Below are 25,844 nucleotides of genomic sequence, written 5' to 3'. Positions count from 1 at the left end.
TCTTGCAGATGACCATCACTTTCGGACCATCCGGTGTTACTCACGAACGCTATCGGTAGTGTGGGCTCTGCCAGCTGTGAAGTGGGTACTTGCAGTCGCCCGTTCACGCACTGGCCGGTGTGGTATCGACGTCGTCGACGAGCGGGTAATCGATGTGCATCTCGATTCGGTCGAATGGAACGACTGGCTGCATCGCGCCACCGGGGCCACCCTCTTCGAGTTCGAGTATTCCGAGGACCTCCAGATGTTTGAGATCAGAATGGACATCGGAGACGTCGCGATCAACGAGACGGGCGGCCTCGCGCATGCTCTGGGGGTTGTTCTCGGCGATGGCCTGGATAACCTCCAAGCGAAGGGGGGTGAGGCTGTCGACGAGGTCGTCGTAACTCCCGAACTGAATGACTGTCTTTTCATCATGCTCGCTGTGCTCGCCTGTCTCTGCCTCGTGAACGAATTGCAGTGCGTCTTCACGGAGCTGTTCTCGGTCGCCGACGGTGATGTGGAGTGTCGTCATGAGTGTCTGATGGGTCGTTGTGGTCAGTAGGGCCGATCCGGGCCGCCGTCGACGGCATCCCAGTACTCGTCTGCATTCGTCCAGAATTCGATGAGGCGTTCTTCCATTCCGGGGAACGCAACGTCATCGACATCGCCGGCTGCGGTATGATGTTCGTGCCCTTTGGTGTCTTCGTGTGCGTTGTCGTACCGGATGAGCGTCAGGTCTTCCAGTGTGCCCAGATGGAGCGTGTACTTCCAGCCCGAGGGGTACGTCTCGGTGTCGTCAGTCCGCCGGATGACGACGTTCTCGACGAGCCCGGCTTCGACATGGGTATACTGGAAGGTCTGCTCTGTGGGCATCCGCTACCTGTTGGTCTGTCGCCCAACACTGTAAGTGTGTTGGGCAGCGATCCAACATCACTGGTGACCGACTCAAGGTGTCAGAGGAAACATATGTTAATTGTACAGCCGAAAGTGGTTATTATCGCGAATCGGTCTCTGTCGACGCGTGACTTCTCGTGATCGTGTTCAAATGCCCCACCAGGATCCTTGTTGAATATCGAATCCTGTGGTTATTTTGTGACCTATGTCAGTCTGCCAACGGCCCTTACCACCGTTGAAACGTACGCTGTCACTCCGAAGACTGGTGGCAAGACCAACATCAGGGTTCCCAATAGAGAGAGTCCCAGCACGATGTACCCTACATAAAAGAAAACAAAGATCGACACGAGCCCCATATCGAGTACATACATAATATACGGAACACTGCAGAGACACACTGCGATGGCGCCGACCGTCGGCAGGAATGTTATTTTCTGCAAGAGTGGATATCGGATCTCGTCTGTTTCTCCGTATTGCCGAAGAGCAATGACTACGACGGCAGACCATTCAAATATCGAATTGAAACCTGTCTCTTTTCGTACCTTCCTGAGGGTCGACAGCACTCCAGTGCTGATGTCGATACTCGAGCCAACAGCGACCACACACATGGCCGCTACTACCCATCTCTGTGTGAACATCATCCGAAGTGCATTGAACATCATCTCGAGACTTAGTCCACCGGATTGCATCATCGATATCTCCCTCCCGGTGACTGACTACTCTTGAGAACCCACAGCGCTGCCGCGCCGATGTAGCCCGCAGTCATGACGATTCCACCCGCAGCAAGGAGGATGAGCTGGTCAGGGACCAGCTGAAAGCCATAGATGCCCGAGCCACCGACTAGGATTACCAGACCAGCAGTCATTCCGAGGGGCATCTCAGATGGGACTGAGCGGAGTCGCCACGCAATTCCTATCGTTCCGGTCAGGAGGAATACTACAGTCCACACAATCGTAACTTCGGTCTGGACTGACGACTCAACCGGTCCGAACAGCAGCAGCAACAGCGACGCTGTAGCCCCCATCACCATGATCAAACCCAGTAAGAGTCGGAGAGCCACTTTTTTGAGAAATCTCCCACCGCTCGGCAACTCTCGATTTCGAAGTTGGTTGATTGTCGAACGAAGGCGGAGGTACAGTGTCACGGTCCCGACCCCTTGAAACCACTTTCCGACAAGGAAGATAGCACCTACAAGATAGTCAGTCTGTGAGACGGCCCACGGATATGCTAATGCTGCATAGGCTCCAGCAAAGAACCACCAACCAAATAGACTCGTGAACTGTTGACTCCGGAACGAACGGGCGTAACTGAACGCGAACAGTACAGCACCACAGCCCATTACTGCTAAAGGAAGCCACTGTGGCCGCGGATTCAGGAACCACGGTAGCTGGAGAGGTACCTCAAGCATAATCTCCAACCAGTACGTGTGTGGCAGCAGCAGTCATCAGCCCAATACCCAGTAAGAACATTCCGATCCCAGCCGGGCCCAACAGCACTACGAACGGATACGCCAGTCCACCGGCTTCTTCGATGATTTCCGTTTGTCGAGTCGCAGTCCTGGTAAAATACCATCCGATACCACCTATCCCACCCAACAGTACGATGAGGCCGAGTGGGTTTGGCGGGTTCTCATCCTCTGGAACCATGAGCGTCCCGAGAATCCCAGAAAGAATCGTGAATACCGCGAATGTCACCGCACTTGCAACCTCACAAGTTGGGTCTGGCCATGGAAGGCACATCTGGATGTGGCAATGGAACAATCTAACATTATTATGGTGATTTCGCTCTACTGTTGTATACGAATCCAGAGGTTTGGTCTCCTATGGATTCTTTCTAATGGCCTGTGAGTTCGGTTGGCGATGCACCTTACCGGGCAGGCCTCATCTGTTCGTCGACGATGTGGTTAGAAAGGCGTTGCGCGGCGACGCAACATCTCGCGCAACACGGTGGTCGACAGAAACCGGACTCCGCTGAAAGGCGGACAAGCGATGCGTGGTGACGCAACACGATCGGCAATATGGCGGGGGCCGACGCAACGCGACGTAACACGTTCGCGCAACACGGCAGTCTGAAGGAAATGCCTCCTCCCGAAAACGAGGTCTGGTGTTGCGTGGCGACGCAACATGTCGGTTCCTACCAACCGGGGGCCGGTCGGTATCAGAAGTCGATGCTGACGGGGATCTGATCAATGTCGTCTTCAGTCATAGAGACTCGATCTCCTGGAAGGCCTCGTCGATGACGTCCTCGCTGGGAGCGTTCAGATACGGTTCAATCGCGGCGAAGGAGTCCCAGCCACCGACGGCCATCACCACTCGCGGATTCATCTGTTCGTCGACGAGGAGTCGCTGGGCGAACCGGCGGCGGAGGTCGTGCGTACTCACCTTCTCGAAGTCCTCGTCGCCAGTCGCCTCGGCAGCTCGTGCAGCTGTCCGTCGAACCACAGCACGGACGCCGGGCTGGGTCAGATCAATAAAGGAGTCCTTGGGTGCGATGTTGTGCTCGTTCTGGAAGCGCTGGAGGTCACGCTCGACGTCGGCGGGGAGGAAGGCATCGCGAGGCTTCCCGCCGTTGCCGCTGGTGTCTTTCCCGGCCTGGACGCGAAGTCGGTACTGACCGCTCTGAGTCTGCTTGATGTCAACGGGTCGGACCTGTGGAATCTCAAAGGCACGCAGGCCAACGAACGCACCGAGCTGAATGATGAGGTCGTCGCGCTGACTGGTGGTGGCTCGCCGGAGGTCCTCAATCTCCGCGTCTGTGAGCCAGACTTTGTGCTCGTTTCCGTCGGTCGCTTCAATGCGCATTACGATTACTTTAGTTTCCGTCACTAAAGAGGGTACTGGTCGGTCGGAGACACCATGGTTTCCGCTGTTATTCGGCGAATCTGTTACGACTAATATGACAAGTCGTTACTACCACGACTGTTAGCTTAGACCCTAACGTTCTTACTGTTAGGATACAAACTAACAATTATCGATGGGCGATGACGTTGTGGTGCTAGAAGACGAGATTCAAGCCTACGATGACGGGACTGTCGCTCGAGTACGCGTCCTCGAGGTCCCCGAGTCTGACCAGTACCCGGATGGCGTCAAGTACGCATTCCACTACGGAGAGGCTGGTGCTGCGGACCCCATCATCCGGTTCGACAACCACCACGGACCACACGAACTGCACATCGCGGGACAAGTCTTCGAACTCGAGTTCGATGGACTCCAGCCACTGTACCAAGCGTGGCGTGCTGCGCTCCCGCCCGAGAAACGCATCGACTGGTAGTACCCCTCACTCACACACGAACCCATGACCCGAACACTCCACATCACGATTGGGACGCGACCCGACCGTAGCGGCCTCGAAGATACCCTTGCAGCAATCGACGAGGGCGAAGATGTCGAAGCAAACCCGTCTCGACTGAGCATCGAAAGCCTCGCGACGTTTGGCCGCCTCTTCCGACCGACGAATCTGACACTCTTAGAGGCGATCGTCGACCACGAACCGGACAGCATCCGCGAACTCGCACGCATCGTGGACCGCCACCCGCCCGAAGTGACTGAGAATGTCCATGAACTTGCTGACTACGGGCTGATCGAGCTCAAGGACGAAGGCCGAGCGAAACGGCCCACCGTCTGGTACGACGAATTCGAGTTCTCTGGGGATGTCCCACTGCAGGGACTGGATACCGGCAATGATACCCCCGTTGCGCCGTAACCCCTACTCTTGCACTTGACCTAGCTTATCTCAGTAGTCGAATATATGGCCGGTCTCAGAATCGGTCGGTAGCGGCTTCGAACTGCTGACTCCCAATTGCGCCCCCTGCACGCGCGGGTATTAATTAAGGGGGGGGAGGGGATGGATGACTGCATTTCTTGCCGCTATTTTGCTGGTGCTCATTCAACCCGGCTTCGCCGAAACACTCTAGGAAATCCGGCTAGTCAACTTGACATATACGGCTATGACGACCCCCGATTCACAGCCCACGATGCACGACCGCCAGGCCGCCCTCGTCGCCGCACTCGACTTGGATGAATTCTCGCCAGATGCCTACACGTCGGCACCGTATCTCGAAGCGGCCCTCGAGGCTGGCTTCACCGTGGTCGACCTCGCCACCGCACACGACGTCTCGAAACGCTCCATCTACCGGGTGCTGGACCGCCACGACATCGACTACGAAACGCCACCGAAGAACGGCCCCGCCCGCCGGCTCTGGAACGCCCATCCCGACACGGTGCCCGGTGATGACTGATGGGCGCGACTGACGCAACTGCGCCCGTCGACGCTGGCGTGGACCCGGCGCTTGTGGACACACTCCAGCGCATCGAGGAAGGTGATGTCCTCGTCGTCAACGGTGACTCCCGAACCTGGGATGTCACGGATGTCGTCGACCGGTCCATCGACGACACGAGCGACGCTCGTGAGTCCAAGCGCGTGTGCCGACTGTCCTGTGGCGCGTCGGTGTTCGGCCTGGAACTCGTCGCGTATCCGGACCGCTACACAGCGTCGCTGCATGTGCTTGCGACGGAGGACTGGACCGAGGACGGCCAGGTGTTCGACGTTCACGACGTCGAGATACTCACACAGGACATCCCGTGGGTGGTCGTGACTGGTGGCGCAGACCGCTACCATTTCCCGGACCCACAGGCAGCTGCCTTCGGCGAAGCGCGGCCGGCCTGTGGCGGCGGCAACTGTGGGACTTCGTATCGGATTGTCCGCTCCAACACTGTCCGGCCCACATACTCGGGCTGCAAGGACTGTCTCCGCTACGAGAAACCCGTTGCGCTCGAGTCGGTCACGTGCCCGTCGTGTTCCAAAGCGATCTGTCACGGAACTGTCCAGGGCGCTTCGGTGGGTGCCGTCGACGGGCTGTCGATCACATGTCCACGGTGTGGCTTCGACGGTGTTGTGGAAGCCACTCTCGAACGCTGCCCCTGACAGACGGACCCCCGACCGAGTCGTGAGTGGGGTGCCCGAACCAGATTCCAGAGACGGTCCGGAAATCCTCAATGAGTGGCGTCAGTGAACGCTGGTCGTACAGTGGCGTCGAGTCGTAGGCCGGCCAGTCAAGATACTGTGTTGTCGCTATAGAACGGAAGATCTCCCGCCGAGAGACGGTAATCGGTGCCATCCGGGACATGTCTGCCGTTCTGGGCTTATTCTCTGAGGTTCTCTCCGACGCTCACGAGCGGGACTCAGGTCTCCTCAGCTTCGGGATCGTTTACAGACAGCAATCCCGTTGCCATCAGCCGTCGCGTGATTGCGACCAGCCCGTTGTCGAATCCGCGGCCGAAGACGCCTTGTTCGTGCTCACGGCTGTCTGCCCCCGTTTCGGTGAACGAACTCACCAGAATCGCCTCGCGGTCGGCCAGTAACAGGCGACTGATTTCGGTATCGTCACCTGGAAGGGGTGATCGGCTCAACCAATCCAATTCCGAGACGAACACTTTGACACTAGAGAGGGCATCTTGAACCGTGGCCTGGAGCTCTTCATCGACCGTCCCGATGATGACGTTCACACCTCGTTCCTGAGCCGACTGTAGTTGTTCGGCCAGCTGGTCGGTGAAAATACTCTTGTGGCCGACCACGAGGAGCAACTCCTCTGTCGCTCCCTCGATCAACTGCCGTGTCCGGCTCGTAATGCCCCGGTTCCCCGAGATAGACCACACCTCGTGGGTAGCCTCTGTCGAGTCTCCCTCGTCAGCTGGGTCGAGTCCGCTCAGGGCGCTCCGGAGTGACTCGGTCCGCTCGGCGTACTTCGACTGGAGAGTGTTGACAGCCTCGTCGATGGAGACCGCTCGAAACACCTGCGGGTTCGAGTGCTGGGTCTCGACTAGTCCCTTCGATTCCAGGACGCGAATCGCGTCGTAGACGCGGGTCCGGGGCACCTCGGAGGTCTCGCTGATGTCCTTGGCCGTCCCACGCTGGCGACGTGCGAGCGCCACGAACGACTTGGCCTCGTACTCTTTGAGCCCGAGTTGCTGGAGCAATTCGATCGCTTGGTCTTGGTTTGAAACATCGTCCATTGGTCCCAACCTCGATTGCTACCTTCTGGTTCGTGCCCTGGGTGTTTAGTACGTCGCACGAGAGATACCGATGTCACTCAGATCCTCACAGAGTACCCTCGTCTTTGAATGTTTTGAGCGTCTCAGAACCGGTACTATTCAGACATTCACTCAGTTAATCACAGTACTTCTTTGTGCGGGTAGCACGAGAGGTAGAGTGGCGTGTAGGCACAGATTTGGTCCCAACCTCTCTGTCGCTACACGTCAGAAACCACCATACCCGGTGGTTTTCACGTGATTGGTGACGAGCTAATGTCCGGCGACCCATCCGACCACGCACGATCCACGGCCGTCAAGCAGCTCAAAGCGCTTGGCCTCAGTACCTACGCCGCCCGGACATTCGTCGCCCTGGTCAGTCTGGGCGAAGGGACTGCACAGGACGTGAGCGACGTCGCTGACGTCCCCCGAACACGTGTCTACGACGCAGCTGACGAGCTTCATGACCGCGGTCTCGTCGACGTGAAACAGTCGAGTCCCAAGCGATATTGGGCCATTTCGACGGAGACGGCCGGCCGTCACTTCGAACAGGAATACGACCATCGAGTGATGGTCCTGACAGACGCGCTCGACCAGCTTGCATCAGCGAATCACAGCACTGAACAGCAGGGTGTCTGGACGGTAACCGGCCGGGATACCGTGACCGAACGCATCCTGGATTTCATCTCGTCCGCTGATGATGAGGTCGTGTATATGACTGCCGAGGAGCTACTGACCGACGAAATCACTGAGTGCCTCTCGACCGCCAGCGACCGTGAGGTCTCGATTCGGCTCGCAGAGATGTCACAATCCGTCGAATCCCGACTCGAAGGGAACGTACCTGACGCGCAACTGTTCGAATCGGTGTGGAACTGGTCGGATACGCCTGCTGGTCGCCTCCTCATGGTGGACCAGGAAAAGACGCTCGTAAGTGTGCTCGTCGACGGTAACGGTGAACACCCACCCGAACCGCGTGACGAAACTGCTATCTGGGGCGCAGGTCAGACGAATAGCCTCGTCATCGTGCTGAAGGCACTGTTCACCTGGCAACTCGACGACGACCGCGGGGCGGCCAATAGATAGTCACTCAGATTCTCACACCAATGTTATACGGACCCAGATAGTAGGGATGTAAACGGACGCCATAGCGGTTTCTCCGCTAATACTTCGTCCGACGACGACCGGTGACGGAAAATGCACGACAATACAGACGAGGGAGGTGACTCGGATCCGACCAACCACCCCGAAAGCACAGATACAAGCCCCACTACGGTTCGTCATAACTGGAGGAAATCGGGCTGCCCCAGTGTGGCGATTGTTGAAGCAGTTGCGGCGGCCACCAACCAGGAAACGACTGACCTGCCACCGTTACAGGAGGCGATCGAAGCCGATGCACTCGATACGCTGCTCGATGGCCGGTCGTCGTCGGTCGCAACCTCATTCCAGTACGCCGATACTGACGTCTCTGTGACCGGGGACGGCAGCATCGAAGTCCGAGTTGATGGACTCCCTCGGGAATCGGAGTGATACCCACAACTACCGAGTGATCGATTGGTGTGGTAATTTTGTAGAAACTACATTACATTAACTCGGCTATGATATCAAAACACCCACAACCCTATTCCTCTGGGGACCCTATCCATAGTACGGAACACAACATACACTGTGCGTTTAGCCCACTGTGAGGGCTACTTGAAACGGGAGTACCCGTCCACAGTTATCCATTTCTCTTCGCGGATCGGTTGCGCGGAACGCATCACCAAGTGAGGCGTTTCGCAACGAGAGCTATCAGTAAATGTCGAGCAAAAAAGAAGAGTCTGGCGGCACACTGAATGAACTGTTCGAAATACTCAGCCACGAGTACCGGCGTCGCATTCTCTTGGCCGTTGCCCAACAGAACCCGCGGGACGAGGACGACATCACATCGGAGACAGTCGCGGGAGAGCACGATGGCGACGCGCTCGAACATGTAAAGACGGGACTTCGATGGTCCCGACCAGCAACTCAAGAACACTCGAAATGGGGGGTGACACCTCGTCACCGAGGGCACTGACGAGCGACTGGAGGGCTTCGATGTCTGTTCTTGGCCGATGTCCATGCCGAGTTCGTCGATGAAGGCTATGTCGGTGCTGTGCTGTCGGTCTCGCTGTCGTCGGTGGGGTTCTCGTGGCATCGTGACTATAGCGTCTGTCCCCGGAATCGAGCCGGGCAGTGCTGACCACAGCACGGGCTATCGGCGACGTAATGAGAGCTATCTGGACGCGGTAGGTGGCTCGTGGCAACTCCGGGCCGTCCGGTGGCTTTGCCCCGTGGCAACAGACTGTATGGGACCATCAGCACTCTTCGGACACTGCTCCCGGGACCAGCGTGGTCAGGCTCTCACGGAGGCATCCTGTCCCAACCGACTGTCAGCTTCGCAGTCCTCCGGATTGACGCCGTAGGGGGTGCGTGGCCGGTCATCCTTTGACCACCGCTCGACGTTCGATGACAACGTCATGCGCGTAGTCACCGCGGCGGTACTGGTCGTAGTAGCTCTCGATGGTGGGGAACTCTGCCGTCCACTCGGTGTAATTCGTGGCAGTGAGAGACCAGCAACAGCGATTCGCTGTCGGTGGTCGTGATGGCGACGATCTCGCCGACTGCCGGGTGGGTAGTCATTGGTCCGCCTCCCTGCCAAACGGGCAATCGATGGAATGTTGATATTTACTTGGTAGTGTATCACCAGATAAATGACGGACAAAACGACTTTTACGGATACTTACCAATGGCTGTGATGAGTTCCAGAGGCCGGAGTGACTATCAGTGAGCCTACTCAGGGGCAGTAGTTGATCCGGACCCGGAACTCGATTTGAGATTGCCGATATCGGATGGTGGCGGAAGCGCTAACTGCAGCACGGCTGTCCCCCGGCTGGCCACCATTCTGTTGCCGGGCCGCCTGTGGCTGTGTCGTACCCGATGAGGGAACAAACCATGAGTCTAAGTCACAACTGTTTTTGATACTAAGTGTATACCGTTCGGTTGGGTTCTGGTCCCCGCTCCATCTCCCCCCAATCCACTCCGGATTCATCGATTGGTCTGGGTCCAGAACCCGTCGTCGTGGATGACGACTTCGGGTGGTGCGTTGCACACCACTTCCTACACCCCCAGCAGCCCACCACCTTTATACACCGACTCACACCCCCGGCGAGTCGGCTGTCTACGTGGCACTGAGACCGGTCGCTGTTGTTCTTGGGACTGGTCGAAGCACGATTCCAGCGCTTGCTTGCGGTTCGACGGAAACCGCAACCGATTTTATTCAGACTCCTGCTATCTTCAGCTGGGTTCTGGTCCCCGCTCAGCACCCCCATAGGACCGATCTGATTCAGCGAGTAGTTCGGGTCCAGAACCCGTCGTTGATTCAGTCGACGCTGGATGGGCTATGATACGTCGTTTCTCCGAGACCGTCCCTCATCTGTTCTCTGCGCTGACTGGGGTCTGTGTGTAGTCTGGGTCTCATCTGCAGAACTACGTCTGTGAGTGCGGTCATCGCTGGCGTCTGAGCGGGCAGCGAACCCGGTCGCTGGAGGCCTGAAACTGGATGACAGGGGCGAATGAAAATTAATTAGAGGGAATGCATAGCGTAGCCACGGGTTCTGATCCCCGCTACAGACTGGCGTCTAGGATGGTTTCGGTTGAGCCGTGCCGTGTGCGGGGTTCAGAACCCGCCCGTGCCTCTGACAGAGGAGTGGCAAGTTCTGTGCCCGTTGCCACCGACCTCCGCTTTCTGGCAAGCGGTCAAAAACCGCGTGGTATCTTGCTGACTTTGGGTGTCTGTAACGGCTGTCAGTGCCGTTGCCCTCCAGCAACGCGACGGTGGATTACACAGGCATGGGTCTGGCACCTTTCCCCAGCCTCTCCGTTGTTTCAGTCCTAGAGTCCGTTTTCTGAGGCACTTCGTGATATATTCTGCTTCTAACGTGAGTCGCAAATTACATTTACAATTACTGCATACAGAGTGAACGCCAGCACGAAGCAAACCGCTTTGTACTGGATACTTGTCAGAGGCACGAGAACTGGTCCGTCGTCGCATCCGGCGACGGGCCGTCTCGCGGCTCGGATGCCGGAATACCCTCGAACAGTAATGATTATTTATTGGGTCTACATATATTCCGATAGGGTACCAGTCGGTCATCACCTGCCCAGTGATCACGTGCCTCTGACTACACCGGCCGACTGGGTCCCCACTTCTGACCGCTGTTCGCCGTCGCTATGTGGGTTATAGGGGCATTATTGTGGACCCCCATCAGCACAGGTTGCGGTAGATCACACAGGCCTCTGAGCGTTCGGCCTGCCGTTGGAGGAGGTGTCTACCGGCGTCAGTTAGTGTATGCACGTTAATACGGGCGTCGATGGCTCGCTTGACGACATCTGTATATCCCAGGTTCGGGAGTCGCCGTTGACGACGAGGACGTCACCCACCTCGATGCGCTGGATCGTGTCGACAAGCGGTGGGTCAACGCCAGTGTCGACAGTCATCACAGCATTTCAGGGTGATATAACCAGCGCCACCAACGTTGCGCACCGGGCTGACCCGTGGGGAGAGAGCATGCCACTGAAACCGGCAGGCAATGACTCGCCCGGGATGGGAGAGCCTGTGACAGCACCACGACCTCGTGTGAGATGGCGGAGCCGTCTCGTGATCACGAGAGACGCGGCGCGTCTTTCGAACGACACCGTGAGACGAGCGAGAAACACTCGCAAATGACTCTTTCGGCGTTCCACGGGTCGGAACCCTCTACCAGCGATAGCCGCACTTAGCTGGTATTCCCCATGCGTGGGAAGCCGCGCCGTTCACGGCGCGGAGCATATCACTCGAGCGAAAGGTCCTTTGCCTGCCACCCTTCGACACAGGTGAAATCGTCCGTTATCTCGCCAGCAGGGAGTGCCAGCAACTCGTCCTGTGTGAACTGTACCGCTTCGGCGACGGCACCGGTAACCTCGAGTCGCCATCTCTCTGGATCAACGGTGTTTGGAACCGCATGCGATTCGAGTATGTCCATTGTTAGTAAGTCCCCGCTAGTACTTACTTAGCGGAGGGGAGACACGCCCAGCACTAAGCTTCTGTTGGGAACAGATTCGGCTCGGTAGCCCAAGTTCCCCGAACGCCTTCGACATAAGTCCCATCCGTCCAGTCAGGGACCATCAAGTATGGTGACGGAAACGGAACTCGACTTGCGGGCTTTGGCCGGAGACAGACTCCATGAGCACCTATTTGAGGCCCTAAACGATGCAGCAGCCGGTGACAAACTCGGTATCGTCACGGATCGAGATATCGATCCCGAGTTAGTTCGCTACCAGATTGCACAGGAACGGGTAATCGATTGGGAGTACGCGGATCCCGATGCAGTCCCCCGAGAGTTGACCCTGACTGTTGGTGGCCGATTCGACGATGAGGACTCCGCGACCATTGATGTGCGTGATTTGAAACCACAGCGCCGTCACGAGGTACTACTAACGATCTTCGAGGAATTGGACGCGGATGAAGGGTTCGTACTCGTAAACGACCACGATCCAAAGCCGCTGTATCACGAGCTACGATCGATGCACGGCGACATAATCGAATGGGAGTACGTGAGTCGCGGCGACGACGGGTGGCGCGTCGAGATTTACAAGACTGCGGACTCCGAGACCGTCGACGATGCCATCGTTACCCGGTACGATGTTCGCGAAATCCCGAAACAGGAACGCCACCCTACCATCCACCACCGCTACGGAATGATTCCCGACGGGGGAACGATGGAAATCATGCTCCCCACGAGCCTCAGCCGCTGCACCAGGAGTTCCGCCAGGAATATCGTGACTCCTTCGAATGGGAGGTTGTTGAATCAGCACCCGGGCGCTGTCGCGTGCACATTACGAAAGGCGGTAGCCACGACGGTGCAAAAGACGTGGGCCAGTCTGACGATGTGCAGGAGAATGCGACGTCGACGACAGTTGCTGAAGACAGAGAGATTACGCGAGAACTCGACGTTCGAGATTTGCCTCCTGCCCAGCGCCACGAGCAAATCTTCGAAGCCTACGCCAAACTCGACACTGGGGAAGCATTCATGCTCGTGAACGACCACGACCCCAAGCCGCTGTACCACCAGTTCGACGCTGAGGCGGGATCGGAGTTCCGCTGGGAGTACCGCCAGAAGGAGCCCGGCGAGTTCCGGGTACTGATCGGTAAGTCCGAGGCTGGCGACTCCAGCTTGGTTGTCGGACAGGGAGCCCCCGATGAGACGCCCGACGCGCCGTTCTGACTGACCCAGAGAGGCCATCGACTCCAACGTATGACTGACACTGATCCCGACCGAACACTTGCATCGCTCGTTGAGGAGGTGCCCACCTACGCCCGGGTGTTCGAGTCCCTCGGGCTGGACTACTGTTGTGACGGCGACCGGACGCTGGCGACGACTACGACTGGAGTGGACTTGCGGACCTAGCTGACCACGTCGTTGAGACCCACCACGACTATCTCCGTGAGGAATTGCCCGCGCTTGGGACCCTCGTAGCGAAGGTGAACCGGGTCCACGGGGAGAACCACCCCGAGCTGGCGGCGGTCGAATCGACGTTCCCCGACCTCGCGGCGGAGATGCACGAGCACACCGAAGAAGAGAAAGACGAGTTGTTCCCTGTCGTTGGGAAACTTGATCGCTCGGAGTCGCTTTCCGACGACGAAGCAGCCCGGCTCCGCGAAGCGATCCGGGGCTTCGAGGACGACCTCGCCGGAACGGCCGACCGCCTCGACCGGATCGCCGAGCTGACCGGCGGCTACGACGTTCCCGAAGACGCCTGTGCGAGCTACCGGAGCATCAAGCGATTCATAGCAGCGACAACATCGAAGAATTTGCTCCTTCGGTTCTTTTAGTTCGCATTCGCCCGTCTGCTGTACTCGATTTGGCGGGTCGATCTCTTAGTCTAGGTCGAGTTGACGGGTAAGTACGGGCATTCCCCGATCGTGACTGCGGATACTACGCTCACATTGTTGAAGAAGGAGACTGGGATCGGGTAGTCACGGTCCAAGACGACAGAGGTAGAGTGGTGGTGAGCGGCAGCACTGGCCTGATTTCTTTAAATACACAAATCGAGTTGGGTTCCTAACTTGAAGCGGTGTCCTGACCCGAGTGTGTCGAGTTCGGTGGTTCAGCTGATATCGTGCATCCTGGCGGTGCTATAGTCCTGTAGTTCATCTTCTGGGGACAAATTTAGTATAGCTATATGCAGTTTATATTATTTCCGTCTCCAGATCCCGGTATCTGTCTTGTTATGGGTTTCTCATGCAGAAAACAACACAAGACAAATTATTAGTACTGCGACTGAAATACGATACATACGAAATTCCGGCGGCTCAGAGTACCCAGTAGGGACAGCACACTGCCCACCCACTCAGACCAATGACCGAAGTTCGCTATTCAACGATGGACTTGGCCGATTGCAAATCATTCTATCGTGAGGCCGTTGTGCCGGCGATGAAAGAGGATGGCTTCAATCCAACAGCTGAAACCCCCACATACGCATGGCTAAACCGACAGTTTCCGGGATTCGTCAAGCACCTCCAGCGCCGGTTTGACCTATCTCCGGGGCAGTTCTACGATGAAATTGGGGTGCCGGAAGCACCGATTGAATCGGGGTCATTCGAGTTCCTGGCTGACAATACACAGCGAGCCGTCGAGGAATACCTCGCTGAACTTTCGACTCGACGAGGGCGCGCTGATGCGACAATCGAGACACGTCGGTCGATTTTGCGACGCTACATGAAAGTATATACCAATATCCACGATACAAAAGATCTGCTCGCACCGCTGGAGAATCCCGATGAACGTGTTGCAGAAATGGATAGGGTTGCAGCGACGTTTGACGCACTTGACCAACTGGATGAGGCTCTGACGACGCTCGCATCACGCCGTAAATACGTTCAGGACACACGGCAGTTCTACAAGCACCTGGTGATGTTCGGCACTGCCGCGTACAACCCGCTCGCTGACCTCGAAATCCGGTTTGGGTGGGATACGACTCCATCATGGGATAACCAAGCACTCGATAGAGATGCTGTCCAGCGCCTATATACAGCGGCGTCTGAGTTACGCGACCGATTCATTGTGGTTGCATGTTGCGGATGGGGGCTGCGGCCGAGTGAAGTCGCATCGCTCCACATCCGACAGCTCAACCTCGATCCGGATGATGACTCCCATCCGTACATAGAGTTCGGTGATGGCGAGCGGAAAAACGGCCCCGGGACGGTGGCTCTGCTGGCCGGTCTGGAGACCGTAGAGCGACGTATAGAGGCGCTTGCTGATCCAGAGTGGTCTGGATATCTTCTGCCCTCTCCATCCGCGGCTAGTGGTCATTTAACTGCTGAAACCGTCCGTCGTCGGTTCAAGTCAGTGGCTGAGGCCGCAGACATCACCGTTGATGGCGCCACGCCGACGCCGAAAACGGGTCGTCGATTCTGGTATACCACATACGGTGCTGCTGTCAGACGAGTTGCGGATCGGTTCGAAGATGTTGCGGCTGAGCAGGGGTCGGCATCCGCACAGGTCGTCCTTGATAACTATCTTTCCGAGTCTGAGGCCCGATCTCACCGGCGGGCAGAGATGCACGAGACACTCGCAGGGTTATTTACTGAGTAACCGCTCGCGGGAACGGAACAGTTGTGTGGAAGCGGAAAGGTACCTTCAGTAGCTATACCATATAGCTATACCGTCTGACTAATCTTTATATCTGTGCGGCGAATCCGATATAGTATGCTGACCTACACCGTGTACAGCGAGGCCGGCGGTGTCGGCAAGACAACGATGGCGGCGAACCTCGCTGTCGCCGACGCTCGCGCTGGTCACGACGTACTGGCAATAGATATGGATCCACAGGAGGGGAGCCTTTCATTCCTGTTCGATGTCGCGGACCGCCGAACGGACTCAGAGGCCGACAGTTTAGTTCGACACCTCGTCGAACGGCCACGGGGGCCGTTCGCTGATCTCATTGAAAGTTCCGAGGGCGTCGACGTCCTCCCTGCACACAACTCCCTGGAGGTCCTCTCAAAACATCTGCGGCGGCGCGAAGAAGAGGCAGCGGATTTCGGCGAAAACTGGAACCCGAACGTCCAACTGCTTCGTGTGCTAAAAGACGCGGGCGTTCCGTCCGAGTATGATACTGTTATTATCGACCCGCCTGCGACTGCGGATGTGAAACTGTACAACGCGTTGCACGCCACGCGGAATCTGGTCATCCCGTTCGAACCGAGCGGGAAGGGCCAGCAGTCTGTCGAGGGCCTTGCAGACCTCGTTACTGGACTCGAAGACACGTTAGATATCAACGTGGGCGTGCTAGCTGCTGTGCCAAATCGATTCAAAGGTACGAACGATCAGGAAGAGATGCTCAAACGGCTCCGGGCTGAGTCGTATGACATTCCGGTCGTGTTCCGCGAGCGGACGTCCCTGCTTGAGGGATGTTGGCGAAAACAGTGTTCGGCGTTCAAATACATCGAAGAACACCGGAGCCGGGAACGTGACTATGAAATCGAAACGTTAGAGCAGTTCGAAAAGCTGGCTGCACGCCTCCGACAGACCCGAGAGCAGGAGGCAACAGCATGAAATCCGGCTCAGGTGACGATCCGTTCGCAGAGGCGGACACAGATACAGAGCCGGAAGCGGATGACCAGCAGGATGAGGTGCCAGCTACCGAAACCGAATCTCCTGCCGTCGAAACTACGACCCAGCCAGACATCCCATACAAATTCCGGCGTGATTCAGTCAAGCAAGACCGCAAGCAACGGCCGATTTTTATTCGGCCTGAGGTCGAGGAGCGGGAGTCCACCTTCCTCCGGAATCTAGAAGATGCAGTCGGCGAGGATGTATACAAGACTGACGCGCTGGAGGCTGCCCTTGTCGTCGCTATGGACAATCCGGACCTTGTCGCGGAAAAGCTCCGCGAGTGGGGGTACGACTGGGAGCAGTCAGCCCCCTCTCGCTAATGTCTTATCCGTTCTTCTATACTGAGTAGAACTACGACCGCTCTTTGCCCTCTACAGGTGACCTGTTTGCTGTACTTGACTCTATCTCTGCGTGGGCAAACTATCGCACAGGGCCAGCACTAGTAGCTGCATCTACTGGCTATTCTTCCCCGCTGACTTATCCGAACTTCTTTGCTAGCTACAATTTCTAGCTATACTACTTAGATATGCTGTATAGCTGTTCCAACTGGATACATTACTTGACTATAAAAGGTAGCTATATTTAATAGATATGGTGTCGGATTAGCCTTCATAGCTGGTGTGGCGAGCTGGGACGGACTATCTCTATCTGTGCTACGCTGACTGCTCAGGCAGTCGCCGCTGATCAGTCGTGAGACAGATTATCACTCCTCAGACAGACAAGAGCAGAGTATCGGTAGCGAATAAGACTTACCTATAAATTAAGCGACGCTATGTACCAAGTCTCTACGCCTCCCGACCGAACACCGCTCTCTGGCCGACTGCGTGTCTAACAGTGATTGGTGGCTCTATATGAAGGTTCGAACAGCGCCCAGAATATCTGCTGGCTGCTGCGGTTCAAAGCTCTCCTGATACTCGATGTCCGACTTTGCCAACCGAGCTATTCCGTCTAACCCGATGGTGTGATGGATGGGTGAAGCCACACCAGTAACTGCTTTCGTCCAGAAGTTCTGGCACAACAACCTGCGTTTATACGAATTCCCTTGCACGAAGGACCGCACAGCAGCTCGGCCGGACTGTGCCGCATGTATCATTCCGAAGCCCGTCAGGCGGTTTGCCAATCCGATGGCGTCACCCGCGATATGCACTGTGCAGTCGTTGAGCTCGTACGAACAGTGTGAGAGACTCCGCAACCCGTTTGAGACATCAGTGCCGCCGTACAGGGCCTCACGCTCTGGGGGCTCGATTTCGATTTCTGCAAGCAACTGTCGCATATCTTCGTACAGTTCGGCAGGGGGCTTGTCCTCTCGACAGCCGAGGCCGACAGTTGCCTCCTCCGGTGACTGTGGCACGATCCAGAGGAAGTAATTCTCGTACGCAAGTGCTCTTGGCTCAGGATACAGATGGGAGAAGTCAGCCTCTATCCTCCCGCTCAGCGTCGGACACGCTACGTCATACGACAGGGACGTAAACCGGCGTGAGATCGGGAACTGACCAGTGGCATCAATCAGTAAATCCGACTCCGCAGATAGCCTCCGAAACTCTGCTTCGTCGACTTCTGCGTTCTCTACAATCTCTGTCCGTTCGAGCGTGCCTGCCCAGTGTTTCTCTAACTCTCCTCTGTTCAAAATAACGCCATCAGGAACAGTTACAGCTGTTTTCCCACTGGAACCGACAAATATCCCGGTATTAGCCTCTCTAACGTACCCTGGCACATGTCGATCTAGAGGGAGCCGCGAGTAGTCCCAGACCATCTCCCCCCAAGCCCCTCTTCGATCACCGCTGTATGCGCCCTTATCGTAGAGCTGTACGTCCGACGTAACCCCTTCAGCCAGTTGCGCTGCTGCCAGCCCTGCGAATCCCCCTCCGACGATAGAAATCCTCATACCGTACCCTTTGACGGTAACCATTTCAAATATACCCTATTGCTCGCCTGTGTTTGACGCGGCTCTGCGGTGGCTGTTCCAACCGAAGGAAAGTACCCATGTCACTGCTCTGTGGCTGGCAGGCAGACACCTGTAGCGCGTTCTCTGAGGAAAAGCGTATGAGATAGATCGAAAGAACATTCGAGCGGGCGAAACTGGTCGTAGCTTTTGCAGCCCCGCTCACAAACGTTACAGGTCACTGACTCAGTTGCCGCTGCCACCGATCAGACCACGACAACACGGTCGGTTTGCCAGCACCCTCGGAACTCACCGACGGACTGCACTGACAGACCGAACTCGTAGGTGGTTGTCCGTCCATCCGGTCCCGTAATCGTCACCCGCTGCTCAGCGTAGTTCTCGTCTTGCTCGATGGGGCCTCGCACGGCCTCCTCGAAGTCGATCATCGGGCGGTACTGCGGTGACTGGACCATGGCTATGAACCGGTCGAGGGGACCAGTCGAGCGGCGGTTAGCCGGGGAGGCGAAATTGTACGCCGTCATGATCCCCGCGTTGTCACATGGCTCGTCGTTCGTTTCCAGCGCATCGAGTTGGAGGGCAACAGCATCGCTGGGGCCGTATGTCTCGCTGGGTGTCGGGAGGCCGACCACCGGGTACTCGCGTTCAGACATTGTAGAGGCAAGCGCGTATCTGTAACAGGTGCTGCATCAGCATGAATGGCAGGTCCGAGCAGCCATTGGCAGGATACCGACGGGAGTTTGTGCCCCCGAAAGCTAGAACTGGCAACTGCGAACATGGCCCCAGTCAGGGACGCACTTATCGAAACCATGCTGCTCGACGAGGAGCAGTTTCGCCGGCGGCTTCCGGACCTTGTCGAAACACACCAGCTCCGGACTGTCGGTCCGGACCACGCCGAGGACTCGCCGGCAGACATCATTCGGTCCCTCGATGGGTTCGAGACTAGCTCTGTGACGTCTTTCGAGCGAGAATACATCGCGAAAATGGTTCGACTCGGGACGGGTCCTCTTGGGCTGACGCTCACTGGCCCGGCGTATCAGGACAATCCAGTCCGATATGCGACACAGACGTTCCAGGAGATGACCGGGTACTCGCTGGCAACGCTTCGCGGCGAGAACCTTCGATTGCTGCAGGGACCAGCGACGGATCCCGAGGCGGTCGCAACGCTTCAGGAGGGGGTCGACATCTGGGAACGGCGAACCGTCGAACTATGGAACTATCGCGCGGACGGCACACGCTTCAGAAACCGGGTGACGATAGTGCCACTCAGTGGTCCCGACGGCTCTATCACGAACTGGCTCGGTGTGCAGAAAGCCATTGACACAGCAGATGGCTCATTGCTGGTGGCACAATCGGCCGATACGTCCTAGGCCGGGACTCGGTTAGCTTGCAGTAAAGAGTATATATGCCAGTGTCGCCGCCATCCCGACAGCAACCAGCACTGCCCATCCAGTCAGCCGGATACGCTGTCCGTACTCGCTCAAACCGCCGTCTTCGGTTCCGAGTATCGTGACGAGCCGACTCGGATGCCTGAACGGACGTGGCGGCTTCGGGTTCGGGAGTCGCCGCCGGAGCTGCTGGTACTCGGTGAACGACCAGACGGCGTACAGACACAGTGAGAGGATCATTCCGATCCAGAAGCAGACCCCTGCGATCATCGGGAGGCCGACCGGACCCAGAAGGTCTACCTGCACCTCCTGTGGCGGCCCTCCAAATTCACCGGGGGTGTTGAGAAGGCCGAACACCAGCGTGACCATCGAGAGCCAGAACCCGACGAAGCAGGCCCCGAGAAGCTGTTTCGATAGCCGGTGGAGAGCCTTGCCGTGGCGGACAACCCATGACTCGCGAGGCGCTGGCTGGCTCTCACTCGCCGGACGTAGCTCCTGTTGACCCGGGTTCTTGGCTCCCAGTCCGGACAGCACGCCGATGGCAGCGAGAACGCCGCCTGCAGCGATGGCTCGCAGTGGGAACGGCGTCCGCTCTCGAATGAGGAACGCGCCGTCTGGATCGGCCGGTGACACGTACGCGCGGGTGGTTGTACCCGGCTCGTATGAGTCGACCACCGACTCCGCCCTCGATCGGTCGGAGTACGTCCGTACGCCCGTACTCGGGAACACCTGCTCGCTGGTGTATGTCTCGCCCTGATACTGGTACGTGTAGTGAATCTCCGGCTCGTAGTCGATTCCTCGTCCGCCGTCCATTCGATCGACACGAGCGTCGGTGATGGTCGCCTGGACGGCTACAGCGTTGCCGACCGCCTGTGACTGCTGGACGTAGTCGTACCCGCCGAACCCGAGAAGGCCGGTGGCAAGGAGCAACAGAAGCGCACTCCTCTGTGAGAGGTGGAGGGTCGTGATTCCGACCGGGACCTTCATTTCAGTACACAGTATCGTGTTGCCCTCGTATGAGAGTCACGCTCGAAACAAAACGCTTCGTGGCTCGGTCGCACTTTATCTGGGACAACTGAACCCGCACGTCACCGGTCGGCTACCTTTCCATCGCGTCGGTCACGTTCCCTGGCTTCCGGGTCACGCTCTGCTGGGTTGCCGTGTCCGCCGCCGCCGGGTGTTCTGACGGAGATGGTCGACCCGGCCTCGACATCAACGGACGCCTTCGCGGGCACTGGCTCGCCGTCGACAAGATTCTCTCCTGTCGCGCCGTCTTTGCCGCCGTCGATTCCATCGGGGGCCGTTCGTCGGCGCTCAGTCAGCAGTGACACGGTTGCGTCGGTCTCGACGGTGACCGTGCGTTCGAGGCCCAGTCCGCCACGGTATCGGCCGTCGCCGCCACTCGACGGACGCAGCGCGTACCGCTCGACCCGGAGCGGATACTCGGTCTCCATCGCTTCGACAGGCGTGTTGAGCGTGTTCGTCATACCGACCTGCACGCCGTCCATCCCGTCCTTTTCGGGCCGGGCACCGAACCCGCCGCCGATCGTCTCGTAATACGTGAAATCGCCGGTTCGGTCGCCGATGATGAGGTTGTTCATCGTCCCCTGTCCACCGGCGGGAACCCTGTCGGGGACGGCCGTGGCGAGCGCCGCCAGCGTGACATCCATGACGCGCTGGCTCGTCTCGACGTTGCCGCCGACGACCGCTGCTGGCGCGTCCGGGTTGAGCACTGACCCTTCGGGTGCGGACACGGACACCGGCTCGTAACAGCCGTGGTTCGGGGGAATCTCCGGGTCGGTTATGGCCCGGACGACGAAGTAAACCGCACTCTTTGCGACCGAGAGTGGCGCGTTCAGGTTGCCCGCCACCTGCTCGGCAGTCCCGGCGAAGTCGACGGAAATCGAGGCCTCATCGATCGTGACGGCCACCTCGACCGGGATGTCATCGTCGGTCACGCCGTCGCCTTCGAGGATATCCTGCGCTCGATACGTCCCGTCCGGGAGCGCGTCGAGTTCCGCCTCGACCCGCTCTCGGGAGTACTCGATGACGGCATCGAACGCATCAAGCAGGATCGACCCGTGTTCTTCGAGAAGTTCACCGATGCGCTCCTCGGCTCGTTCGTTCGCAGCGCGCTGAGCACGGAGGTCCGCCTCGCGCTCGTCAGGCGTTCGGACGTTGGCACGGATGAGGTCGTGAACCGCCGCGTTGGGTTCGCCGCCGTCGACGAGTCGGACGGCAGGCAGGCGGAGCCCTTCCTCGTAAATCTCCTGTGCGCCCGGCGGCATGCTCCCCGGCGAACTCCCGCCAACGTCGGCGTGATGGGCTCGCGAGACGGCATACCCGATCACCTCGTCGTTGGGTGCTATCGTCGAGACGAGCGTGATATCCGGCAGGTGTGTCCCGCCGGCGAACGGGTCGTTGACGATGAACACGTCACCCGGCTTCGGGTCCTTCTGGAGGACAACATCCACCGCATCGGGCATTGCGCCGAGATGTACCGGGATGTGTTCCGCCTGTGCGACCATCCGACCCGACGCGTCGAAAAGCGCCGTCGAGCAGTCCTGGCGCTCCTTGATGTTCGGCGAGTACGCACCGCGGATGAGCACGTGACCCATCTCGGTTGCAACACTCTCAAGCTGGTTCCTGAGTATTTCCAGCGTTACAGGGTCGATTGCTTCCTGTTCGTCACTCGGTGTTGTGGCTTCGTCGTTCATGTGTCGCTCACCGCCGCAATCAGCGTCCCGTCATCGCGGACCCGGACGTTCCAGGCCGGCGGGACGACAATTGTACTCTCATCGCCCTCGATAATCGCGGGACCGTCGATTCTATCCTGAGGTGGCAGTTGCGCCCGCCCGTAGACCGGCGTTTCGCGGACCTCGTCGGCGAACACCGCCTCTCGGGACCCCTTCTGTGGGTCGCCCTCGGCGGCGTACTCGACCGGCGGCGCGCTTCGTTCGACGGTCGTCGTCACGCGACAGTTCACCAGTTCGACCGACTCGTCCGCTCGATACCCGTACGCGGACTCGTGGGCTGTGCCGAACCGCTCGCGTGCGTCCGCGGTGGCGAACGGCCGGTCGACATCCACGGTCAGTTCGAAACTCTGGCCGGCGTATCGGAGGTCGGCGGAGTAACGCACTGTCGCCGCCTCGCGGTCGCTGACCTCGGCTAACAGTTCTTCGGCCAGCGCCTCGTAGACTGCATCGACATCGTCGGGGTCGACAGCGTCGAGCGAGCGCTGATACGTCCGTACGGCGTCGCGCTTCTCGTCGGCGGCGAGCAGGCCGTACGCTGATAGCACGCCGGAGGCGCGTGGAATCACCACCCGATCCATATCGAGGCTAGCTGCGATGGAGGCCGCGTGCATCGGCCCAGCACCTCCGAACGCAGCCAGCCCGAACTTCCGCGGGTCGTACCCGCGCTCGACGGTCACGGAGCGAATGGCTCTGGTCATGTTCGCATTGGCAACGCGATAGACGCCACGAGCGGCGTCGAGGGGACCGTCGAGGCCCGCTTCGTCGGCGAGGTCGGTAAGCGCGTCATGGGCGGCATCGGCATCGAGTGATAGTTCGCCACCCAGACTAGTGCTTTCGCCGATGTAGCCCAGCACGAGGTTCGCGTCGGTGACGGTCGGCTCAGTCCCGCCCTTCCCGTAGCAGGCGGGGCCGGGGTCTGCCCCAGCGGAACGTGGTCCAATCCGGAGTGCCCCCCCGGCGTCAACCCAGGCAATGGACCCGCCGCCGGCTCCGACTGTTTCGACGTCGACCATTGGCGTCTTGATCGGCCGCTCGTTGATGACGCCCTCCGTCGTCCGTTCCGCTTCGCCATCACGGACGAGACTCACGTCGCTAGAGGTCCCACCCATATCGAACGTGACCAGCCCGTCCTGTTCGTCGGCCGCCATCGAACCTGCCCCTACGACGCCGGCGGCAGGGCCCGAGAGAACAGTCGTCACAGCGTTCCGCCGGACGGTATCAGCGTCGGTGATGCCGCCGTTGGCCTGCATGATCCGTGGCTGTGGGACCCCGAGGTCCCGAGCACGGTCGGTGAGGTGACTGACGTAGTGGTCAATCGCCGGTCGTACGTACGCGTCGACGGCCGTCGTCGAGGTGCGTTCGTACTCGCGGAACTCGGCGAGGACTTCGTGTGAGGCTGAGACGGGCACGTCGAGCTCATCCCGCAGGATGTCTGCGACGCGCGTTTCGTTTTCGGGATGCGCGTACGCGTGCAGCAGTGAGACGGCAACGGACTCGACAGCCATCTCGCGCAACTGCTCGGCGATTGCCCGCACTTCGCTCTCGTCGACGGGCTGTTCGATACCGTCGGTGGTCGTTCGTTCGGCCACTTCGAAGCGTCGGCGTCTGGGAACCAGCGGTGTCGGCTTTTCGGCGGACAGGTCGTACAGCGACGGGCGATCCTGGCGGCCGATTTCCAGAACGTCTCGGAACCCGTCGGTCGTGACGAGCGCGGTCTTTGCGCCGTCCTCTTCGAGCAGCGCGTTGACCGAGACGGTCATCGCATGAGAGAACTCGCTTACGGTCTCAGGGTCGATTGCAGCCGCTTCGCAGGCCTTCTCGATCCCGGCGATGACGCCCTCGCTCTGGTCTTCGGTACTCGGGACTTTTGCGGTCACGAGTTCGCCGTCGAGCGACAGCGTCACGTCAGTGAAAGTGCCACCGACGTCGACACCGATCCGCCGGCCGCCCATCTACAGCACCCCCGCGACGCTGAGCAGCGTCCGAACCCCGAGCCACACGACGATGAGCGTCACAATCGCGCCGAGGGCGTTCGCTATCGACCCGTTCGTGTACTCGCCGAGGAGGTCCCGCTGGTTCATCGCGTATATCAAGAACACCGCGACAATGGGCAATAAAATCCCGTTAACAACCTGTGCGAACACGATAATCTGGACGGGACTGCCACCCAGCAACACCGAAAGCACCCCGACACTGAGGATGGTCCCCCAGACAGCGCGGAACTGTGTGCTCTGCATGTCTGAATCCCAGCCGAGTGCACCTGTGGTCGCCCACGCACCCGCAAGCGGCGCTGTCGTCGCGCTCGTGAATCCGGCGGCGAAGATGCCGATGCTGAAGAACAGTTCGGCGTACGGTCCCGCGATGGGTCGCAGTTGTTCGGCCATCTGACCGATATCGCTGATCTGGGTGCCGGGCTCGAATGCTGCGGCCGCGGTCACCATGATCGTAATCGTGATCACGCCGCCCGCAACGATTGACAGCACTGTGTCGATGCGCGAGTGACCGATATCGTCGGGACCGCTCCACCGCTCCTGGACGTTACTCGCGTGCAGGAACAGGTTGTACCCGACGATGGTTGTTCCGATGAGGCCGGTGATGAGATACAGCGACCCCGAGGGGATACCGGGGACGAACCCCATCGCAATCGCACCCGGGTCAGGACCAATAAGGATGGCCGATGCTACGAACGAGAACGCCATCACGGCGACCAGCCCGATGAGCGCTCGCTCGATCAGTTTGTAGCGCCCAGTGTAGAGCAGGAGTCCGGCCACGAGTCCCATCACGACTCCCCACACTGTCGAGTCGATACCTGTGATCGTCGCGAGCCCTGCGGCACCGCCGAGGATATTCCCGGCCTCGTAGGCGGCGGTTCCGACGCCGATGGCGCCGACAACGAGGAATATACTCACGTACTCGACGATTTGATTGTCGAACCGCTCTCGAAGTGCTTCGCCGAGCCCCTCCCCCGAGACAAGGCCCAGCCGCGCGCTCATTTCCTGGAGAACAATCGTTGCAGCGATTGAGAAGACCATTGTCCACAGGAGCGCGTAGCCAAACTCTGCCCCGGTGACGCTCGCAGTCGTGACCGTGCCTGGGCCGATGAACGCGGCGGCGACCATCGCTCCCGGGCCGACGGCTTTGAGTCGTTTTGTAATGCTCATGATTGTTGGTTTTGATAGCCACTGTCACGGTCCCGGCAGGTAAGCAAAAACATTGTTAAGACCTGT

Annotated in this window: 28 protein-coding genes and 2 pseudogenes; 14 read left to right on the top strand and 16 right to left on the bottom strand. The window is 58.6% G+C overall.

All coding sequences use genetic code 11. The features are described from left to right. Positions 1 to 103: 103 nt before the first annotated feature. From DVK01_RS14435 to DVK01_RS14410, 6 genes are all read right to left on the bottom strand, one after another. Positions 104 to 514 (bottom strand): transcriptional regulator, encoded by a 411-nt coding sequence (locus DVK01_RS14435; protein WP_121537273.1) that lies wholly within the window; start codon positions 512 to 514, stop codon positions 104 to 106. Positions 515 to 537: 23 nt separating this feature from the next. Beyond that, complete coding sequence (locus tag DVK01_RS14430; RefSeq protein WP_121537271.1) at positions 538 to 855, bottom strand: DUF6516 family protein; 318 nt, start codon at positions 853 to 855, stop codon at positions 538 to 540. A gap of 224 nt (positions 856 to 1,079) precedes the next feature. Further along, a complete protein-coding gene (locus DVK01_RS14425) occupies positions 1,080 to 1,568 on the bottom strand; it encodes a hypothetical protein (protein ID WP_121537269.1) in 489 nt (162 codons plus the stop codon). After that, on the bottom strand, positions 1,565 to 1,906 hold the full coding sequence (locus tag DVK01_RS21620; RefSeq protein WP_158598770.1) for a hypothetical protein: 342 nt from the start codon (positions 1,904 to 1,906) through the stop codon (positions 1,565 to 1,567). The genes DVK01_RS14425 and DVK01_RS21620 overlap by 4 nt, the downstream gene beginning before the upstream one ends. Positions 1,907 to 2,276: 370 nt before the next feature. After that, positions 2,277 to 2,570 (bottom strand): hypothetical protein, encoded by a 294-nt coding sequence (locus DVK01_RS14415; protein WP_147435169.1) that lies wholly within the window; start codon positions 2,568 to 2,570, stop codon positions 2,277 to 2,279. Positions 2,571 to 3,077: 507 nt separating this feature from the next. Further along, on the bottom strand, positions 3,078 to 3,677 hold the full coding sequence (locus DVK01_RS14410; protein WP_121537263.1) for a site-specific integrase: 600 nt from the start codon (positions 3,675 to 3,677) through the stop codon (positions 3,078 to 3,080). Positions 3,678 to 3,849: 172 nt separating this feature from the next. Between DVK01_RS14410 and DVK01_RS14405 the strand changes: the two genes are divergently transcribed. From DVK01_RS14405 to DVK01_RS14390, 4 genes are all read left to right on the top strand, one after another. Next, on the top strand, positions 3,850 to 4,146 hold the full coding sequence (locus DVK01_RS14405; RefSeq protein WP_121537261.1) for a DUF6516 family protein: 297 nt from the start codon (positions 3,850 to 3,852) through the stop codon (positions 4,144 to 4,146). Positions 4,147 to 4,170: 24 nt separating this feature from the next. After that, entirely contained in the window at positions 4,171 to 4,578 is a 408-nt protein-coding gene (locus tag DVK01_RS14400) for a hypothetical protein (protein ID WP_121537259.1), read from the top strand. Positions 4,579 to 4,849: 271 nt separating this feature from the next. Beyond that, positions 4,850 to 5,113, top strand: coding sequence for a hypothetical protein (locus DVK01_RS14395; RefSeq protein WP_233562783.1), 264 nt, complete (start codon positions 4,850 to 4,852; stop codon positions 5,111 to 5,113). After that, positions 5,113 to 5,799: a hypothetical protein gene (locus tag DVK01_RS14390; protein WP_121537255.1), complete on the top strand. Its 687-nt coding sequence runs from the start codon at positions 5,113 to 5,115 to the stop codon at positions 5,797 to 5,799. Before DVK01_RS14395 ends, DVK01_RS14390 begins: the two co-directional genes overlap by 1 nt. Before the next feature lie 257 nt (positions 5,800 to 6,056). Here DVK01_RS14390 and DVK01_RS14380 read toward each other — a convergent pair whose 3' ends face one another. Continuing rightward, positions 6,057 to 6,887: a TrmB family transcriptional regulator gene (locus DVK01_RS14380; RefSeq protein WP_199722352.1), complete on the bottom strand. Its 831-nt coding sequence runs from the start codon at positions 6,885 to 6,887 to the stop codon at positions 6,057 to 6,059. 291 nt (positions 6,888 to 7,178) lie between these two features. Here DVK01_RS14380 and DVK01_RS14375 point away from each other — a divergent pair, with 291 nt between their 5' ends. Both DVK01_RS14375 and DVK01_RS14370 read left to right on the top strand, forming a co-directional pair. Beyond that, on the top strand, positions 7,179 to 7,985 hold the full coding sequence (locus DVK01_RS14375; protein ID WP_101351619.1) for a TrmB family transcriptional regulator: 807 nt from the start codon (positions 7,179 to 7,181) through the stop codon (positions 7,983 to 7,985). A 225-nt stretch (positions 7,986 to 8,210) separates the two neighbouring features. Further along, entirely contained in the window at positions 8,211 to 8,429 is a 219-nt protein-coding gene (locus tag DVK01_RS14370) for a HalOD1 output domain-containing protein (protein WP_233560804.1), read from the top strand. A gap of 978 nt (positions 8,430 to 9,407) precedes the next feature. Here DVK01_RS14370 and DVK01_RS21875 read toward each other — a convergent pair. From DVK01_RS21875 to DVK01_RS14355, 3 genes are all read right to left on the bottom strand, one after another. Beyond that, positions 9,408 to 9,560 (bottom strand): hypothetical protein, encoded by a 153-nt coding sequence (locus tag DVK01_RS21875; RefSeq protein WP_157829447.1) that lies wholly within the window; start codon positions 9,558 to 9,560, stop codon positions 9,408 to 9,410. A gap of 1,701 nt (positions 9,561 to 11,261) precedes the next feature. Next, positions 11,262 to 11,417: a hypothetical protein gene (locus tag DVK01_RS21870; protein WP_158598769.1), complete on the bottom strand. Its 156-nt coding sequence runs from the start codon at positions 11,415 to 11,417 to the stop codon at positions 11,262 to 11,264. Between the two features lie 332 nt (positions 11,418 to 11,749). Then, positions 11,750 to 11,941, bottom strand: a complete 192-nt coding sequence (locus DVK01_RS14355; RefSeq protein WP_121537251.1) for a molybdopterin-dependent oxidoreductase — start codon at positions 11,939 to 11,941, stop codon at positions 11,750 to 11,752. 148 nt (positions 11,942 to 12,089) lie between these two features. Here DVK01_RS14355 and DVK01_RS23015 point away from each other — a divergent pair. From DVK01_RS23015 to DVK01_RS14325, 7 genes and pseudogenes are all read left to right on the top strand, one after another. Next, a pseudogene (locus DVK01_RS23015) lies at positions 12,090 to 12,494 on the top strand (DUF2249 domain-containing protein); the annotation flags it as partial. An 8-nt stretch (positions 12,495 to 12,502) separates the two neighbouring features. Continuing rightward, positions 12,503 to 13,183 carry a DUF2249 domain-containing protein gene (locus DVK01_RS23010; RefSeq protein WP_394337674.1) on the top strand — a complete coding sequence of 227 codons (681 nt, stop codon included), beginning with the start codon at positions 12,503 to 12,505 and terminating at the stop codon, positions 13,181 to 13,183. 30 nt (positions 13,184 to 13,213) lie between these two features. After that, positions 13,214 to 13,366 carry a DUF542 domain-containing protein gene (locus DVK01_RS14345; protein WP_121537249.1) on the top strand — a complete coding sequence of 51 codons (153 nt, stop codon included), beginning with the start codon at positions 13,214 to 13,216 and terminating at the stop codon, positions 13,364 to 13,366. Positions 13,367 to 13,380: 14 nt separating this feature from the next. Beyond that, a pseudogene (locus DVK01_RS22855) lies at positions 13,381 to 13,935 on the top strand (hemerythrin domain-containing protein); the annotation flags it as partial. A gap of 382 nt (positions 13,936 to 14,317) precedes the next feature. Further along, on the top strand, positions 14,318 to 15,553 hold the full coding sequence (locus DVK01_RS14335; protein WP_121537245.1) for a tyrosine-type recombinase/integrase: 1,236 nt from the start codon (positions 14,318 to 14,320) through the stop codon (positions 15,551 to 15,553). A gap of 114 nt (positions 15,554 to 15,667) precedes the next feature. Then, positions 15,668 to 16,513 (top strand): ParA family protein, encoded by an 846-nt coding sequence (locus tag DVK01_RS14330; protein WP_101351613.1) that lies wholly within the window; start codon positions 15,668 to 15,670, stop codon positions 16,511 to 16,513. Beyond that, complete coding sequence (locus DVK01_RS14325) at positions 16,510 to 16,893, top strand: hypothetical protein (protein WP_101351612.1); 384 nt, start codon at positions 16,510 to 16,512, stop codon at positions 16,891 to 16,893. The genes DVK01_RS14330 and DVK01_RS14325 overlap by 4 nt, the downstream gene beginning before the upstream one ends. A gap of 527 nt (positions 16,894 to 17,420) precedes the next feature. On the opposite strand, the gene DVK01_RS14320 is transcribed toward DVK01_RS14325, so the two are convergent. Both DVK01_RS14320 and DVK01_RS14315 read right to left on the bottom strand, forming a co-directional pair. Continuing rightward, on the bottom strand, positions 17,421 to 18,458 hold the full coding sequence (locus tag DVK01_RS14320) for a hypothetical protein (protein ID WP_232794578.1): 1,038 nt from the start codon (positions 18,456 to 18,458) through the stop codon (positions 17,421 to 17,423). 263 nt (positions 18,459 to 18,721) lie between these two features. Then, a complete protein-coding gene (locus DVK01_RS14315; RefSeq protein WP_121513165.1) occupies positions 18,722 to 19,126 on the bottom strand; it encodes a DUF4864 domain-containing protein in 405 nt (134 codons plus the stop codon). Positions 19,127 to 19,249: 123 nt separating this feature from the next. On the opposite strand from DVK01_RS14315, the gene DVK01_RS14310 reads away from it, so the two are divergent. Further along, on the top strand, positions 19,250 to 19,843 hold the full coding sequence (locus tag DVK01_RS14310) for a PAS domain-containing protein (protein WP_121537243.1): 594 nt from the start codon (positions 19,250 to 19,252) through the stop codon (positions 19,841 to 19,843). 12 nt (positions 19,844 to 19,855) lie between these two features. On the opposite strand, the gene DVK01_RS14305 is transcribed toward DVK01_RS14310, so the two are convergent. The 4 genes from DVK01_RS14305 to DVK01_RS14290 all read right to left on the bottom strand — a co-directional run bounded on the left by DVK01_RS14305 (position 19,856) and on the right by DVK01_RS14290 (position 25,778). Continuing rightward, entirely contained in the window at positions 19,856 to 20,848 is a 993-nt protein-coding gene (locus tag DVK01_RS14305) for a DUF3592 domain-containing protein (protein WP_101351608.1), read from the bottom strand. A gap of 101 nt (positions 20,849 to 20,949) precedes the next feature. After that, the gene (locus DVK01_RS14300; protein WP_101351607.1) at positions 20,950 to 22,578 is read right to left on the bottom strand and encodes a hydantoinase B/oxoprolinase family protein; all 1,629 of its coding nucleotides are present in this window, start codon (positions 22,576 to 22,578) and stop codon (positions 20,950 to 20,952) included. Further along, complete coding sequence (locus DVK01_RS14295; protein ID WP_121537241.1) at positions 22,575 to 24,569, bottom strand: hydantoinase/oxoprolinase family protein; 1,995 nt, start codon at positions 24,567 to 24,569, stop codon at positions 22,575 to 22,577. The genes DVK01_RS14300 and DVK01_RS14295 overlap by 4 nt, the downstream gene beginning before the upstream one ends. After that, the gene (locus DVK01_RS14290; RefSeq protein WP_101351605.1) at positions 24,570 to 25,778 is read right to left on the bottom strand and encodes an Nramp family divalent metal transporter; all 1,209 of its coding nucleotides are present in this window, start codon (positions 25,776 to 25,778) and stop codon (positions 24,570 to 24,572) included. Positions 25,779 to 25,844 lie beyond the last annotated feature (66 nt).

It is taken from the genome of Haloarcula sp. Atlit-120R (assembly GCF_003665885.1).
GTDB classification, from domain to species: Archaea; Halobacteriota; Halobacteria; order Halobacteriales; family Haloarculaceae; genus Haloarcula; species Haloarcula taiwanensis.
The sequence above is the reverse complement of the archived record's forward strand: the minus strand, read 5'-3'. Positions and strand labels throughout refer to the sequence as shown.